The 14,344-nt window shown below is 67.4% G+C and carries 10 protein-coding genes; 4 read left to right on the top strand and 6 right to left on the bottom strand.

Annotation, left to right across the window (positions count from 1 at the left end; all coding sequences use genetic code 11):
• A partial coding sequence (locus B2742_RS15505; protein WP_349681140.1) for a S8 family peptidase occupies window positions 1-2,167 on the top strand: 2,167 nt, incomplete at its 5' end.
• 80 nt (window positions 2,168-2,247) lie between these two features.
• Window positions 2,248-4,467, top strand: coding sequence for an AGE family epimerase/isomerase (locus B2742_RS15500; RefSeq protein WP_292068088.1), 2,220 nt, complete (start codon window positions 2,248-2,250; stop codon window positions 4,465-4,467).
• Here B2742_RS15500 and B2742_RS15495 read toward each other — a convergent pair.
• Window positions 4,464-4,631 carry a hypothetical protein gene (locus B2742_RS15495; RefSeq protein ID WP_292068087.1) on the bottom strand — a complete coding sequence of 56 codons (168 nt, stop codon included), beginning with the start codon at window positions 4,629-4,631 and terminating at the stop codon, window positions 4,464-4,466. The two genes, B2742_RS15500 and B2742_RS15495, sit on opposite strands and share 4 nt — an antisense overlap.
• A 290-nt stretch (window positions 4,632-4,921) precedes the next feature.
• Here B2742_RS15495 and B2742_RS15490 point away from each other — a divergent pair, with 290 nt between their 5' ends.
• On the top strand, window positions 4,922-5,815 hold the full coding sequence (locus B2742_RS15490; protein WP_292068086.1) for a metallophosphoesterase family protein: 894 nt from the start codon (window positions 4,922-4,924) through the stop codon (window positions 5,813-5,815).
• Between the two features lie 64 nt (window positions 5,816-5,879).
• Here B2742_RS15490 and B2742_RS15485 read toward each other — a convergent pair whose 3' ends face one another.
• The 5 genes from B2742_RS15485 to B2742_RS15465 all read right to left on the bottom strand — a co-directional run bounded on the left by B2742_RS15485 (window position 5,880) and on the right by B2742_RS15465 (window position 11,929).
• On the bottom strand, window positions 5,880-7,229 hold the full coding sequence (locus B2742_RS15485) for an O-antigen ligase family protein (protein WP_292068085.1): 1,350 nt from the start codon (window positions 7,227-7,229) through the stop codon (window positions 5,880-5,882).
• Window positions 7,230-7,276: 47 nt separating this feature from the next.
• Window positions 7,277-7,501 (bottom strand): hypothetical protein, encoded by a 225-nt coding sequence (locus tag B2742_RS15480; RefSeq protein WP_292068084.1) that lies wholly within the window; start codon window positions 7,499-7,501, stop codon window positions 7,277-7,279.
• A gap of 141 nt (window positions 7,502-7,642) precedes the next feature.
• Window positions 7,643-8,890 (bottom strand): hypothetical protein, encoded by a 1,248-nt coding sequence (locus tag B2742_RS15475; protein ID WP_292068082.1) that lies wholly within the window; start codon window positions 8,888-8,890, stop codon window positions 7,643-7,645.
• A complete protein-coding gene (locus B2742_RS15470; protein ID WP_292068080.1) occupies window positions 8,887-11,016 on the bottom strand; it encodes a GumC family protein in 2,130 nt (709 codons plus the stop codon). Before B2742_RS15470 ends, B2742_RS15475 begins: the two co-directional genes overlap by 4 nt.
• A 295-nt stretch (window positions 11,017-11,311) precedes the next feature.
• Window positions 11,312-11,929, bottom strand: a complete 618-nt coding sequence (locus tag B2742_RS15465) for a polysaccharide biosynthesis/export family protein (protein ID WP_292068078.1) — start codon at window positions 11,927-11,929, stop codon at window positions 11,312-11,314.
• A gap of 438 nt (window positions 11,930-12,367) precedes the next feature.
• Here B2742_RS15465 and B2742_RS15460 point away from each other — a divergent pair, with 438 nt between their 5' ends.
• Window positions 12,368-14,317 (top strand): polysaccharide biosynthesis protein, encoded by a 1,950-nt coding sequence (locus B2742_RS15460; protein WP_292068076.1) that lies wholly within the window; start codon window positions 12,368-12,370, stop codon window positions 14,315-14,317.
• The last annotated feature ends 27 nt before the right edge of the window (window positions 14,318-14,344 follow it).

The following is a 14,344-nucleotide window of genomic DNA, read 5'->3' as shown; positions in this document are numbered from 1 at the left end:
CCCCCCGCCGCCTCCTCCGACCCCGCCCCCGCCCCCTCCTCCACCGCCGCCGCCGCCTTCGGGCGTCCCGTCGCCGACGTCCGCCGAGTATCTGCGCAACTACGGCGTCGGAAACACCGGCGCGATCGCCGCATGGACCGAGGGCGCGACAGGCGCGGGCGTCACCGTCGCCGTCATCGACTCGGGTGTCCGGTTCGACAACGACGATCTGGTCGGCCGAATCTCGCCCGCTTCAACGGACATCATCCCCGGTCGCAACCTGCCGCAGGGCGGAGACACCCACGGCACCCATGTGTCCGGCGTCATTGCGTCAGGCTACAATGACTACGGCACGATCGGCGTGGCCTATGAATCCACCATCCTGTCGATCCGGACCGACATCGCCGACTGCGATGATCCCGACGACGATTCCTGCTTCCTCGATTCCGACCTGGCCCGGGCGATCGACTATGCGGTCGCCAACAACGTCCAGGTGATCAATATGTCGCTGGGCGGCGACGGGCCGCTGGGGGCCCAGTTCGAGGCGGCGCTTCAGCGCGCGGTCAATGCGGGGATCGTGTTCACCATCGCCTCGGGCAACGCCAGCGGCGCCAGCCCCGAATGGCCCGGTCGCTACGCCTCCGATCCCCGCTTCGCCGGCAGCATCATCGTGGTGGGGGCGCACAACAACGCCGAGCTCATGGCCGGTTTCTCGAACCGCGCCGGCGTATCGCAGGCGGTCTATCTGAGCGCGCCGGGTGTGGATATCCTGACCGGCTGCGACGGCGCCTCGTGCTTTCGCGTCAACGGCACCTCCTTCTCGGCCCCGGCGGTCGCCGGCGCCCTGGCGCTGCTGCTCGACGCCTTCCCCAATCTGACCGGCAGCGAGGCGGTGGCCATCCTTCTGGACACGGCCCGCGACGCCGGACTGGCGGGCGTGGACGCCGTCTACGGTCGCGGACTTCTCGACATCGCACAGGCCTTCCAGCCGGTCGGGGCGACCAGTGTGCCGGTGGGCGACGGAACGACCGTGGAGCTGACCTCGCAACGCTTCGCCTATACCGGTGGCGCGTTCGGCGACGCCCTCCAGCGCGCCGGGGGGCTGCAGACCGTCGGCCGGGACGATTATGAACGGCTGTTCCGCGTCAATCTGGGCGGCGCCTATGGCGTCGCGCCGCGGACCCCGGCCCCGCTCGCGCCCCCGGCCGCGCGCCGGCAGGCGACGCTAGTCGCGCCCGCTATGTTCGGCGGCTCCCTGACCCTGACCACCGGCGCTGTCGTGGACGACAGCGGCTACGATCTCGCCGCCGCGACCAGCGTCATCACCCCGTGGCTGGATGACGGCCGACGCGAGGACGTACTGGTGGAGTTCTCCAACGGCAGAGGCGCCGTCGCCCACTGGCAGGGCCGCAACGGGGCCCGGTCACCCTTTGAGCTCGGCGCCGGCGACAATTTCGCGTCCCTGGCCCAGGTCGACCAGGCCTGGCTTGGATCGGTCCGCATGGGCGCCCTGACCCTGTCGGCGGACACCGGCGCCGGAGACCGGGCGATGCCATTCCAGGCCCGCGAGCCCGAGGTCTCGCGCTACGCCCGCTTCGTCGCCAGCTGGGAGGCCTCGCCCGCCGTCCGGATGAGGTTCGCCATCGGGGGGCTGGACGAGAAGCTGGGGCCGTTGGGATCCTATGCGCCGCTGGATTCGGGTCTCGCCCTGCCCAGCTCGACCACCTTCGGCTCGGTCGCCGGACAGGCGACCCTGCGCGACGACCTGTTCCTGAACGCCGAGATGGGGTGGGCGCGATCGGATGTTTCCGGCGCCTTCCTCGGCCTGTCCGAAGCGCTGATGAGCTCAAGCTGGAGTCTGGGCCTGACGACCTTCTGTGATCAGATCGGCCTTGGCTGCCGCAGCCTGACCTGGTCGATCCGCCAACCACTCCGGGTCGAAAGCGGGACGTTCAGCGCCTGGCTGGCCGATGCGCCGGTCGGCTATTTCGATCCGCTGACCTTTTCGGAGCGCCGGTTCTCCGCCACCCCCAGCGGCCGTCAGATCGACATGTCGCTGGGCAGCCTGCACCAGCTCCCGGACGGCTCCTGGCTGGACCTGAGGGCGGTGATGACGCGCGACGACCGGCACATCCGGTCCGCGGCGCCGGCCTATACGATGATGGGCAGTTGGAGGACGACCTTCTAGGATCGCAGAATCACTCCGACCCGCCGCCCCTCCCGGGGGCGGCGGGGAGGCTGAACGGAACGGGGCGAACGAATCCGGCGATGGCGATCTATCCCGTAATCCTGTGTGGCGGCGCCGGAACGCGGCTGTGGCCCGCGTCGCGCCCGTCCCGGCCCAAACAGTTCATCGATCTGATCGGCGACCTGTCGTTGTTCCAGCAGACGGTGCGCCGGGTCGCCCCGCTGGCCGAGGGCGGCCGGATCGTCGTGATCGCCGGCCACGCTCATCGCCGGTATGTCGAGGATCAGCTGGCGGCGCTGGGCGTCGAGGGTGAACTGATCCTTGAGCCCACGGGACGGGATTCCGCCCCGGCCATGACGGCGGCGGCGCTGTGGATCGCGCGGGAAGACCCGGATGCGACGGCCGTGTTCGTGGCGTCCGACCACTATATTCCGGATGCGGCGGCGTTTCAGCAGGTGGTGACCGAGGCCATCGCGGCCGCCGGCCCCGGGCGGATCGTGACGCTCGGCATGGCGCCGACCACGCCCACCTCGGCCTATGGCTATATCCAGCCCCGGACGGCCGGTCTGTCACCGGTCGAACGGTTCGTGGAAAAGCCGGGACGGGCCGATGCCGAGCGCTATCTGGCCGAGGGCTATCTTTGGAACAGCGGCAATTTCATCGCCCCCGTCGGGACCTTGCTGGGCGAACTCAGGGCGTTCGCGCCCGACATTGTCGACGCCGTCGCCGCGGCCCTGCCTGAGGCCGGCGCGGGCCGGGTCCATGCGTTGACGGCGGCCTTCGCCGAGGCGAGGAAGATCTCGATCGACTATGCGGTGATGGAGCGGAGCGACCGGATCTGGGTCCTGCCGGCCCGGTTCGAATGGTCGGACCTCGGCGCGTGGGATGCTGTGGCGGCCACGGGAACGGCGGCGCGAGGCCTGTGGGTCGCCGACGCCAGCCCCGGCTGTCTGGTGCGCGCCGCCCCGGGCATGGTCGTGGCGACGGCAGGGGTCTCGAACCTGGCCATCGTCGCCGAACCGGGCGCGGTTCTGGTGTGCGACCTCGCAAACGCCCAGGCCGTGAAGGGCCTGGTTGAGGAACTGGGTCGGCGTGAGCGCGCCGGACCGGGCGGCGGCGCGGAGGAGGGGGTTTCCCTGACCGACATGGTCCGCGACTTCGACCGGTGGCTGAAGCTCAGCGCCCTGCCGCTGTGGGGCGCGCTGGGGGTCGGCGCCGACGGCGGGTTCGTCGAGGCGCTGGACGAGGACGGCGTCGCGGTCGGCGACTTCCGTCGCGCCCGGGTGCAGGCGCGCCAGGCTTATGTCTTCAGTCTCGGCTTCGAATGGGGCTGGGGCGAGGGTTATGCCCCGCTCGTCGAGCGGGGTCTGGCCCGGTTCGAGGCGACCAACCTGCGGCCGGACGGGCTCTACCGGACCCGGGTGACGGCCGACGGCGCGACGCTCGACGACACCGCGTCGCTCTATGATCAGGCCTTTGTCCTGCTGGCGACCGCGACCGCCGCGGCCGCCGGGATAGACGGCGACCGGCAGAGGCGCACGGCCGCGCGGACGCTGGCTGCGCTGGAGACCCTGCGCCTGCCCCAGGGCGGCTGGCGCGAGCCGGGGGGGCGCCCCTTCCAGGCCAATGCGCACATGCATCTGCTGGAGGCGGTTCTGGCCTGGGAGGCGCTCGAACCTGACGGGGCCTGGACCGCGACGGCGGACGCCATCGTCGGCCTGGCGCGGGCGCATTTCATCGACGCCGGGGGCGGCTTTCTGCGGGAGTTTTTCGCGGAGGACTGGCGGCCCGCCGAGGGAGAGGCGGGGCGACTGGTCGAGCCCGGGCACCAGTTCGAATGGGCTTGGCTGCTGACCCGCTGGGGGCGGCTGCGGGGCGATGCCTGGGCGGTGGAGGCCGCCAGGCGGCTGTTCGCCTGCGGCGAACGGGGGCTCGACGCAGTACGGGGTGTAGCCATTGATGAATTGGACGAGGATCTGCAACCCCGGTCGTCGCGCGCGCGCCTGTGGCCGCAGACGGAATGGTTGAAGGCGGCCCTGATCCTCGCGGAATGCGCCGAGGGCGATGAACGGGAGCGATTGCTCGCCAGCGCCCGCGCCGCCTTGCAGGGACTGGGCCTGTACCTGAAGCCGAGCGGCCTTTGGCATGACAGGCTTGGGGTCGACGGCGTCTTCGACAGCGATCCGGCGCCGGCGAGTTCGCTCTATCATATCGTGGCGGCGAGCCGTCAGCTCAGGGAGACGCTGGGCGCCGTCCCTGAAATCGCGGGATTGTCCGGTCGCACGGTCCGGGGCGACTAGTCCGCCGGGTTGACCTTGCGCGCCGACTTGCGGTTCAGCGCCGCGAGCGTGCGGGGCAGTTCCGCGGGCAGGGCCGGGAGTTCGCCATACAGACCGGCGGGCCGTGACGGTCGCGCCAACCAGGCGGCGTCTGCGGCGTGGCCGCGGGTTTGAAATTCAGACATGGCAAACCCTCCCTTCCCGAGGTTCTGAACCTTTACACTTTGGTAATGTCTGCGCAACCGGGAACGCCAGAGGCGCTTGCGCGGTTAAGATCGGTTGTCGGGGCGTAGCGGGGGGATTGAACGGGTTTTTCCGGTCGGGAAGCACAACGGCGCAGGCCGGAACGGCGGCGGCCGGGTTCGATCCGTTGCTCCCCCCGCCTCGCCCTACTGGCGACACGACATCATTGCTATAGGGGCGGACGCGTCATGCGGATCGCGACAGCACAGGCTTTCAACCCGCAACAGAGACCATGATTTCAAAGTTTTTCCGCCCCAAACCCAAGGTGACGGCGCCGACGGCGCCGGCTGTTCCGGACGGAACGGTGGTCTGGGCCGTGGGCGACATCCACGGCCGCTTTGATCTGCTTCTCCCGCTGGTGGAGGCGATGGTGGCGGACCTGCACACAAGCCGGGCGGACCGGAAGATGGTGATCTTCCTCGGCGACTACATCGATCGCGGTCCGGATTCCCGCGGCGTGTTGCGCCTGCTCGCCGGGCTTTCCCGGTCGCAGGGCGTCGAATGGCGGTTCCTGAAGGGCAATCACGAGCAGGCGATGCTCGAATTCCTCGAGGATCCCTCCAAGGGCGCGCGCTGGTGCGAATACGGCGGCGACCGTGCGCTTCAGTCCTGGGGCCTGCGGGTTCCGGAGCTGGCGCACCGGACGGAGGCCTGGGAGCGCGTGGCGGCGGACCTGCGGCACAAGCTGACGAAACCGAAACTCGCCTTCCTTGAGGATCTGGAACTCAGTGTGACGGTGGGCGACTATTTCTTCGCCCATGCGGGCGCGCGACCGGGGGTGGCGCTGGATCGGCAGATGTCCGAGGACCTGATGTGGATCCGCCAGCCCTTTCTGGAGAGCCGGACGGGGTTCGAACAGGTGGTCGTGCACGGGCACACGCCGACAAAGGCCGTGCACGCGGATCATCGGCGCATCGGCATCGACACCAAGGCCTATGACTCCGGGGTGCTGAGTGCGCTGAGGCTTGAGGGGCGTGAGCGGGTTCTGCTGCAGGCCGTGGGCGCCTGTCGGACCCCGACGGCCCGATACGGGGGTGAAGAGTTCGTGCCGGCGGACGGCGCGGGGATCGTCGTGCGCAGGGAACGGCTGACGGGCGAGAGCGGTGAGGGCCTGCCGGTCAGCTAGCTTTAAACAGGACGGTGGCCTGCCACAGGAGAGGCCAGCGGGCGCCACACACGGGCACCATGGCTCAGCCCGGCGGCTGGTCTGGTCGTTTCGCAAGCTCCAGCAGGCCGCAACACATCGCGAAAACGACAGCCAGCGTCACGGTTCGCAGCGGATAGTCGACGATGGAGTGCAGGAGCAGGACTCCGATACCGATACTGGCCGCCCGTTGCAGATCGCGTTCCCGGGAGGCCGGGGCCCGCCAGGCGCTCCAGCAGCGTCGGCCGTACCAGATGAGGAAGGCCACGATCAGGCCCGCGCCGAGCCAGCCGGCTTCCAGCCAGGTCTCCAGATACTCGTTGTGCGCCTGGTTGAAGTAACTGCCGTCCAGTTCGTTGAGGGGTTCGACCGACCGGTAGACCGGGTCGAAACTGCCGATGCCCGATCCGAGCGGGAGGTAGGTCTGGGCGGTCTCGGCGACGAGCGGCCAACGTTCGAAGCGCAGTTCACTCGCTCCCCCCGTGTCAAACCGGGCGAGGATGGGCGGCAGGGCCAGAACCGCGACGATGGTCAGGGCCGCGCCGACCGCCCCGACCAGGACCAGGAGCCCGGGCCCCGGCCGACGGCGTCCGGCGGCAATCCAGGCCGCCAGCATGCTGGCGGCCATCACCGGGGCGAACAGGACTATGCCGGCACGCGATCGTACAGCGGCCAGGGCGACCACCACCAAACCGGCGAACAACGCTCCAAACCAGAGGGCGGAAGTGGGCCGATCCTTCCGCCTGAGCGTCGCCGCCTCGAGGGTGATGGCGAAGGGCAGGGCGATCAGGAAGAAGGAAGCCAGGTGATTGCGGTTGGCGAAGAAGCCGTTGATCAATCCCCCCCCGGTCGTGTTCCACAGGTAGAGGCGGTCGCTTCCGCTGGCCAGCTGGGCGGCGCCCAGAAGAATTCCCGCGACGGCCGCCGCGACGCAGATCCGAGCCAGCCGCTCTCGCTGAATCTGCGACTGGGACAGGATGGCGATGAAGAGGGCGAAGGGAGGCGTGAGCGCCAGGACTGATTGCCAGGTCTTGTCGGGAGTCAGGCTTAGCGGACTCCAGCCCGGCTCAATGCCGGCGAGTCGCAGGGCCAGCACCATCTGGTCCCGTCCCGGCAGACCGGACCACACCGCGGGCGGGAGTGGAATCAACTGTATCAGGGGAAGGGCGACGACCGCCGCCATCAGGCCGAGGGCGAATCGGTGCTCGCGCCAGAGCCCGGTCTTGATCAACCGTCCGGCGCCAAGCACCAGAACCGGAAGGGCGGCGAGCTCGACGAGGGCCAGCCGAAGGGCGTGTTCACGGCTGGCGCCGCCGAAAACAAACGAAAGGGCCAGCAGAATCACCGCCGCGATCGCGACAGAATCCCACTGGCCCTTCCAAATCTTGATCCGCACGCCTTATGTCAACGGTTTGGTGACCACGGCGTGAACCGGATTGAGGCTTACGGGCTTTCCGAAGCGTCGTCCGAAGCGACGGTGATCACACCGATGAGCACCAAGGTGCCGATCAGGAGGACGGGCATCGGAATGCCGCGGAAGTCCGAGCTGGCACCAACACGGGCACCGACGCGGTCACCCACGCGGGCATCGGCGGAGGTGTTGGCGGCGGCGGCTTGGCCGGCCACCAGCAGCAAGCCTGCCGTGACGGCAGCGATGGTCTTACGCATTCGAAATCCCCTTATCAGGTCATTGGTACGGGCTGACCCGCGAGTTATCGAGAATGTGTATAGGCGGCGAAGGTTTCAAAATCAATATGGATTCAAGGCAGGCTTGTTGCCCTTGAACGAAGCCGGGGCCAGAGCGGCTTTTCAGCCCTCGGGAGATATTCTGATCCGGTCGAACCAGGCGACCGTCGGGGAGCGCCTGTCATGGGCCTGGGTCTCCAGCCTGAGCCATTGCGCAGGACAGTCGCCAGGAACGACAATTCGAGCCGAAACGGTCGCCCAGGCGTTGCGGGTCGCGTTCGCATCTCCGGCAGGCACCGAGGCGATCGCGCGGCCTCCGGGGGCGCAGGTCAGGGTCCAGGCCAGCCGGGTCGCCGGATCGCCGTCCTCCGTCTTGACCTCGATGATGAACTGATGGGGACCGGGGGGCAGGAAGGTCAGTTGATCCGCGATCCGCGCTGTGGAGTAGCCGTCGTATTCTACCCGCAGGGCAGGATTGGCCGGCCCAAGATCGTCGATCGCGATCTCGGCCGTGACGCCGGCATTCTGTACCAGCCGCCACTGGAAGGGCTCCGGCGCCGCGGTATCCGCGAAGTCGCCGTTGGTCACCGCCGAACCGGCCGCCGGGCGGTTCAGCCGGACGCGTAAGGTGCGAATGGCGTCGAACAGTCCCTTGCGGACCAGGACCTGGTACAGCCGATGCAATTCTGCATTCGACAAAGGCGCCCGGCTCTCCTGCAGCAGGGCCGCCAGGTTCATCTGGACCTGCAGGTCCTCGGGCTTTTCGTCCAGGCTGGCGAGATAGGCTGCCCGCCAAGGGGGATTGGCCGCCAGCAGATCGGCCGTGACCGGAAGCGACCGCTGCGGATCCTGTACGCCCGCGAGGGTGAACAGGCTGAACACTTCAGGCTGAATATCCTGCCGCCGCCGCACCAGGGTGTCGGCGTGGGCGAAGGCGGAGACATAGTCCCCCTGCCGCAGCCGGTGTTCGACCAGCCAGGCGTGAGCCGGATCGTCCCGGAGGCTCCAGTTTCCCGCGAGGGTCAGGAGATCGTCCGCCTGGTCCAGGCGGCCGGCCCGTGCTTCGGTCAGGCCGACGACCCGCAGTGCCCTGACGTCGAACGGAGACCGGCCCAGGGCGTCCCGGCCCAGGGCGGCGGCGTTTTCGTTTCGGCCCGCGGCCAGCTCCGACTCCGCCGCGCGGCGCAAGGCCAGCGGTGATCCCGGCGCAAGGCGGATGGCCGCCTCGACCGGCGCTCGCTGGATGAGCGGCTGAATGACGATCTGCCAGCCCAACACCACAGCGCCGGCGATCAGGACATAGGAAGCGATATCCGCGGCGCGAACGCTGCGTCGTTCCGGGGCGGCGCTCTTGTCCGCCTTGTCCCTCAACCCAGATCGCCCTTCCTGGCGTCATTCCCGGCCTGTTCGGCGCCGTAGTGGTAGTCGTAGGCGTAGTCGTAGCCGCCATAGGACGTCGACTTGGCGTTGAATTTCGTCAAGACGGCGCCGAGCAGGTGCGCGCGACCCACCTGTATGCGCCGAAGGGCGCCCCGCGCCTGACCCCGGCGGGTGCCGCGGGATTCGAGGACGAAGAGGACGCCCTGAACGGCCGCCGCCAGCAGCGGGGCGTCCGCGAAGCCCAGAACCGGCGGGCCGTCGAAGACGATATGGTCAAAATTGCCGCGCGCCTCGGTAAGGAACTGGCGCAGGCGGTCGCCGCCCCAGAGTTCGGCCGGGTTGGGCGGCAGCGGCCCACAGGGGATGAAGAACAGGTTCTCCTCCCGCGTCCGCTGCACGACCGCGGCCAGTTCCGCCGAGCCCGAGAGAAGATTGCTCATGCCGCGCTCATTCTCGACGCCGATCACCCGGTGCATCGAGGGATTGCGCAAGTCACCATCGACCAGAAGCACCCGCTTGCCGACCCGCGCGAGGTTCAGGGCGACGGCATAGGCCGTGGTCGACTTGCCCTCGGCCGGACGGGCGCTGGAGACGAGCATGCTGCTCGGAGCCCCGTCCGGAGTGGAGAACTGGAGTGCGGTCCGAAGAGAATAGTAGGCCTCGGAGAACCCGGATCGAATGTCCGCCAGGGCATCCGATGTGGTCTGTCCCTTTTCCAGCAGGGGCACGACTCCGAGGACAGAAACCCCGAGCTTGGTCTCCACGTCGTCGGGCGTGGCGACGCTCTCGTCCAGGGCCTCGAGAAGGAAGGCCGCCACGACGCCCAAGCCCAGGCCCAGAAGCGCCGAGAGCGCGATGTTCAGCAGGAAATCGGGCTTGGACGGGGTTTGGGGGGGTGTCGCGAGGTCGACGATCGAGATGTTGTTCGACGCCACGCCGCCGGTAACCCCGACCTCCTTGTAGCGCTGCAGCAGGCCTTCGTAGAGCGTACGGGTCGTGTCCAGTTCCCGTTGCAGGATGTTGTACTGGATCGAACGGTCGCGCAGATCGAGAACATCGCCCGTCAGGCCCGTTACCGCGGCCTGGAGCGATCGCTCCTGGTTGGCGGCGATCTCGTATTGGCTCTGGATCGATGTGCGGATGTTTCCGGCGATCGTCAGGATCTGGCTGTCGGCCTCTTCGATCCGGGCTTTCAGGCGCACCATTTCCGGATAGTCGGGTTGATAGAGGCTGAGCTTCTGCTGGTACTCACCTTCCAGCAGGGCGCGCTGCTCGGTCAGCCGTTGGATTGTCGAATTCTGCAGGACTTCCGGCAGGGCCATAAGACTTACGCCCCGCGCCGAGCGCCAGCGCTCCTCGGCGGCGACCCGTGCGGCCCTGGCCTGGGCAAGGGCGGTGTTGGCCGCGACCAGATTGCTTGACGTCAGCGATCCCGAAGCGCCGCTCTCGCCGCCTTCCCCGGGTTCGGCGACATTGATGATCTGCTGGTTGGCGGCATAAGCGACCAGTTGTCGTTCCGCGGATTCCAGCCGTTCCTTGGTCTGGGCGATCCGCTCTTCCAGGAACTCACGGGCGTAGGCCGAACTTTCAAACTTCCGATCGAGGTTTGCCTGGATGAAGTTCTCGGCGAAGCCGTTGGCGATCCGGGCAGCGACTCCGGGGTTCGGATTATCGTAGCCAACAGCGACGAGGCGGGAGCTTCGAACCGGCGAGACGCTGAGATTGGCCTGAAGCGCCTTGACGGCCGCGGCCCGGCGAGCGGCGGCCTGGCTGGCGGCGGTCCCGCCGGCGGCCGGCGCCTCGACGCCCAGTGATGCCAGCGCTTCGTTCGAACTTGCGAGTCCCAGCGTCTCGACCACGCGCTCGGCGAGGGAGCGGCTGCGCAGAAGACCGTATTGGGTTTCGAAGAACTCCATGCCCTGAAGCGTGTCCGACGTGCCCTCTTCAGTGTTGAACACGCGCGCGGCTTCGCGATCGATCTGGAGCGTAGCCTGGGCGGTATAGAGCGGCGTCGTGAGAAGCGTTACGGCTGTGCCGACGACCAAGGCTGCCAGGAAGCAGCCAATCATCAGGAAACGATACTTGAGCGCCAGCTGCCAGATGGCCGCCAGATCCACGGTTGGTTGCTCGTGACCCGGCTGGGTCCAGGCCGGATCCCCGCCAGCGAACGTGGTCTCGTCCGAGCCCCAAGACTGGTCTCGGAGGCGTCGCCCGCGTTCCCCAGCGAAGTTGTTGTCGCCCAGCATCATTGCCATCCGTCACATACATGCGGTTGCGACCGCTTAAAATACTTCCGGGCTGATATCTCATAGCCCGTTGTCGCGCACACGAAATTCGAGCGAGAGCTTCCTACCCTTTGGGGCCGGTCCGATGGGAGACCATCCTGGGCCGCCGACTGCGGCAGACCTTGCGCTAGAAGGGTCGGAAGATCGAGAGCGCGGGAACCACCCCCAGGATCTCCCGCAAGGCGGAGTTCAGACGCGATATATCAACCACGACCACGTCATCGCCAAACACCTGGGGATCCTCCGCCCGGCCCTGCCGGATCGAGGCGAGGTCGAAGAGCGCGACCGAACGTCGTCCGTCGATGGTCCTGAACACCGCCACCTTGCTCAGGTCCGCAAGTCTTGTTGGTCCCTCGGCCATGGCCACGGCCTGGAGCAGCGACGTCGAGCCCCGCATTTCGTACACGCCCGGCCTGGTCACGGCGCCGTCGATCGTGATCTTCTGGCTGGCCGCCTCGGTCACGGTGACGGTAACTTGCGGGTCGCGGAGATACTGGGTCGACAGGCGGGCGGCGATGTCCGCGGCCATTTCTCCGGGCGTTCTTCCTGATCCACGAACCGCGCCGATCAACGGCATCTGTACGTTGCCGGATGTATCGATCACGAGGGCGTCGAAGGACAGATCCGGAACCTGAAACACGCGCACATTGATCTTGTCCCCGACGCCGATGCGGTATTCGCTCTGTACAGAGCCCGTGGGACCGACCTCGACCCGTTGCATGTCCGCAGGCTCAGCGGCGGTCATTTCGGCCAGGTCCATCCTGGGGCCGCCGCAGCCCATGAGAAACAAGGCCGCGAGTGCCGGCAGCAGCGAAAGGGCGCGCATCATGAACGAAGGGACCTCGGCAACATTGAATTACAACGGCTGAACGCCGTAGCAGCGGGCACGGCGCCAGAGGGATTTCAGAGTAGAAGGCCCGCCGGCAAAAGCGCTTGCCTTGTCCATCATGGCGAGGAAACGGTCAACCCGGTCCCCGCGACGCAGCAGGTGATGATATGGCGACCGGCTCACGAGGCAAGCCAAGCGAAATGTCGTACACAATTCACCATTTAAACTAAAGACCTTCCCAAATATCATCGACTATGCGATCGCACCGGTCGTTGGGGGCAGGGTTTGCGATGACGGATTGTCGCGACGCTTCCTGAAGTCCGAATACCCGCAAGAATGGCCAGTAGAGCGATCGTGAACCGGGCTGCCAAATTCGTCACCCACCTTGTACTGGTGTTCTGCGCCTTCCTGCTGGCCTATGAGCTGCGGCGGGCGTTGCCTGTCGTCTGGTGGTTTGAAAGCCCGGATGCGCTGCGGGTGCTGCGGTGGGGTGCGCTCTACGCCGGAATAGCCGGGCTGGTGGAGATCGTTTCACAGACGGAACGGGGCGCGTGGCGGTTCATCTCGGCCCGCGAGGCGATGGCGCTGCTGCGCAATATGACCTTGACCGCCATTCTCTTCGTTCTGACGATCTTCTTCCTCGACCGGGGCGTGCAACTGCCGCGTTCGGTGCTCCCGCTCGCCTGGCTGCTCAGCTTCCTCCTGCTCGTCGGGGTGCGGTTGGCGTGGCGCCTCGCCCACGACCGCTCGCTCGCGGTGAGTATGCTGCCGTCCTGGTGGAGACCCCGTTCCGGGACTGGCACGCCCCTGCTGATCGTCGGAAGCATGGCCGAGGCCGAGCGCCATGTCCGGCACTTTTTGGGAGATCCCGCCGCGCCCTATTGGCCCGTTGCGGTCGTTACCCCCCATCGCCAGGAACAGGGGCTCCAGCTGCACGGGACGCCCTGCGTCGGCTCTCCGGATCGTCTCGAGAGTCTGATCGACGCGCGGTTCCGCGACGCCCGGGTTAAACCCGCCATCCTCTTTGTTGACGATCCGGTCGGCGAGTTCGGCATTTCAGCCGAACGGATCGGGCGGTTGCGGCGGGCCGGCGTCGCCCTTCTGCGCCCCCAGCCGATTGCAGACATGGATGACGGAGACGTCGGCAGCCGTCTTCGCGAGATAGCGCTGGAGGAATTCCTGCCGCGCACGCCGGTTTCTCTCGATCCCGCGCCGATCCGGGCGCTGGTGGCCGGAAAGCGGGTGTTGGTGACCGGAGCGGGCGGCAGCATCGGTTCGGAGATCGCCCGTCAGATGGCGAGCCTGGGATGTGCTCACCTGACGATGCTGGACCACTCGGAATTCCTGCTGTTCGAAATCGATCGTGAGCTCGGCGGGGTCAAGACCGCGATGACGCGTCGCGCCGTGCTGGCCAATGTGCGCGACGAGGCCCGCGTCCGCGAAGTCTTTGAACAGGAGCGCCCGGATCTGGTCTTTCACGCCGCCGCGCTGAAACACGTCAGCCTGGTCGAGAACAACCCGGCGGAAGGGGTTCTGACCAACGTCTACGGCACCTGGAATGTTGTTCGCGCCGCGACCTCGGCCAAGGCCGAGCAGTTCGTGCTGATCTCGACCGACAAGGCCGTCGATCCCGCCAATGTCATGGGGGCGACCAAGCGTATCGCGGAAACCCTGCTCGAAATGGCCCCGGACAGCGAGACCCGACTGTCCACCGTGCGCTTCGGCAATGTGCTGGGCTCGGCCGGGTCCGTGGTGCCGATCTTCCGGGACCAGATAGCCCGGGGAGGGCCGGTGACGGTCACCCATCCGGACGTGAACCGCTACTTCATGACCATACCGGAGGCGGTGCAGCTGGTGCTGCACAGCACGGCGTTCAAGGCCGGCCGGGCGGATGACGGCCCGTCGAAATTCCTGCTCGAGATGGGCGAGCCGGTGAAGATCGCCGACCTGGCCCGCCAGATGATCGAACTGTCGGGCAGAACGCCCGATGTCGACATCAAGATCGAATTCACCGGGCTGAAAGCGGGCGAGAAGATCGCCGAGGAGCTGGCTGACGCTGGCGAGGACGCCCGGCCCTGTATAGACGGCATTCTGGAAGTAACGGCCGGCGGCCGGATTTGCGGGCTGGATACGGACCGCCTGCAAGATCTGATCGCCCTTGCCCAGAGCGGGCGAGGACCGGAATTGACCTTGCGGGTGGCCGAGACGATCCACGGGATTCGGGGACAGGCGGGTGCTCCGGATGCACCGCGCGGGCCGGAAGTCGCCCCGCGGTCCGGCCCCTCGAACGAGGTCCGCTCCTGACCGGGCCCGACCACCATGAGTTTTGAC

Origin of the sequence: Brevundimonas sp. UBA7664, assembly GCF_002483305.1 — a bacterium.
In the GTDB taxonomy this organism is placed as follows: domain Bacteria; phylum Pseudomonadota; class Alphaproteobacteria; order Caulobacterales; family Caulobacteraceae; genus Brevundimonas.
Note: the sequence above shows the minus strand (reverse complement) of the source record. Positions and strands in the feature narration are given on the sequence as shown.

Bases quoted from the DNA above. Each gene is read 5' to 3' on its own strand.
- B2742_RS15480 (WP_292068084.1), bottom strand. From the start codon at position 7,501: ATGCGTAAGACCATCGCTGCCGTCACGGCAGGCTTGCTGCTGGTGGCC.
- B2742_RS15490 (WP_292068086.1), top strand. From the start codon at position 4,922: ATGATTTCAAAGTTTTTCCGCCCCAAACCCAAGGTGACGGCGCCGACG.
- B2742_RS15465 (WP_292068078.1), bottom strand. From the start codon at position 11,929: ATGACCGCCGCTGAGCCTGCGGACATGCAACGGGTCGAGGTCGGTCCC.
- B2742_RS15495 (WP_292068087.1), bottom strand. From the start codon at position 4,631: ATGTCTGAATTTCAAACCCGCGGCCACGCCGCAGACGCCGCCTGGTTG.
- B2742_RS15500 (WP_292068088.1), top strand. From the start codon at position 2,248: ATGGCGATCTATCCCGTAATCCTGTGTGGCGGCGCCGGAACGCGGCTG.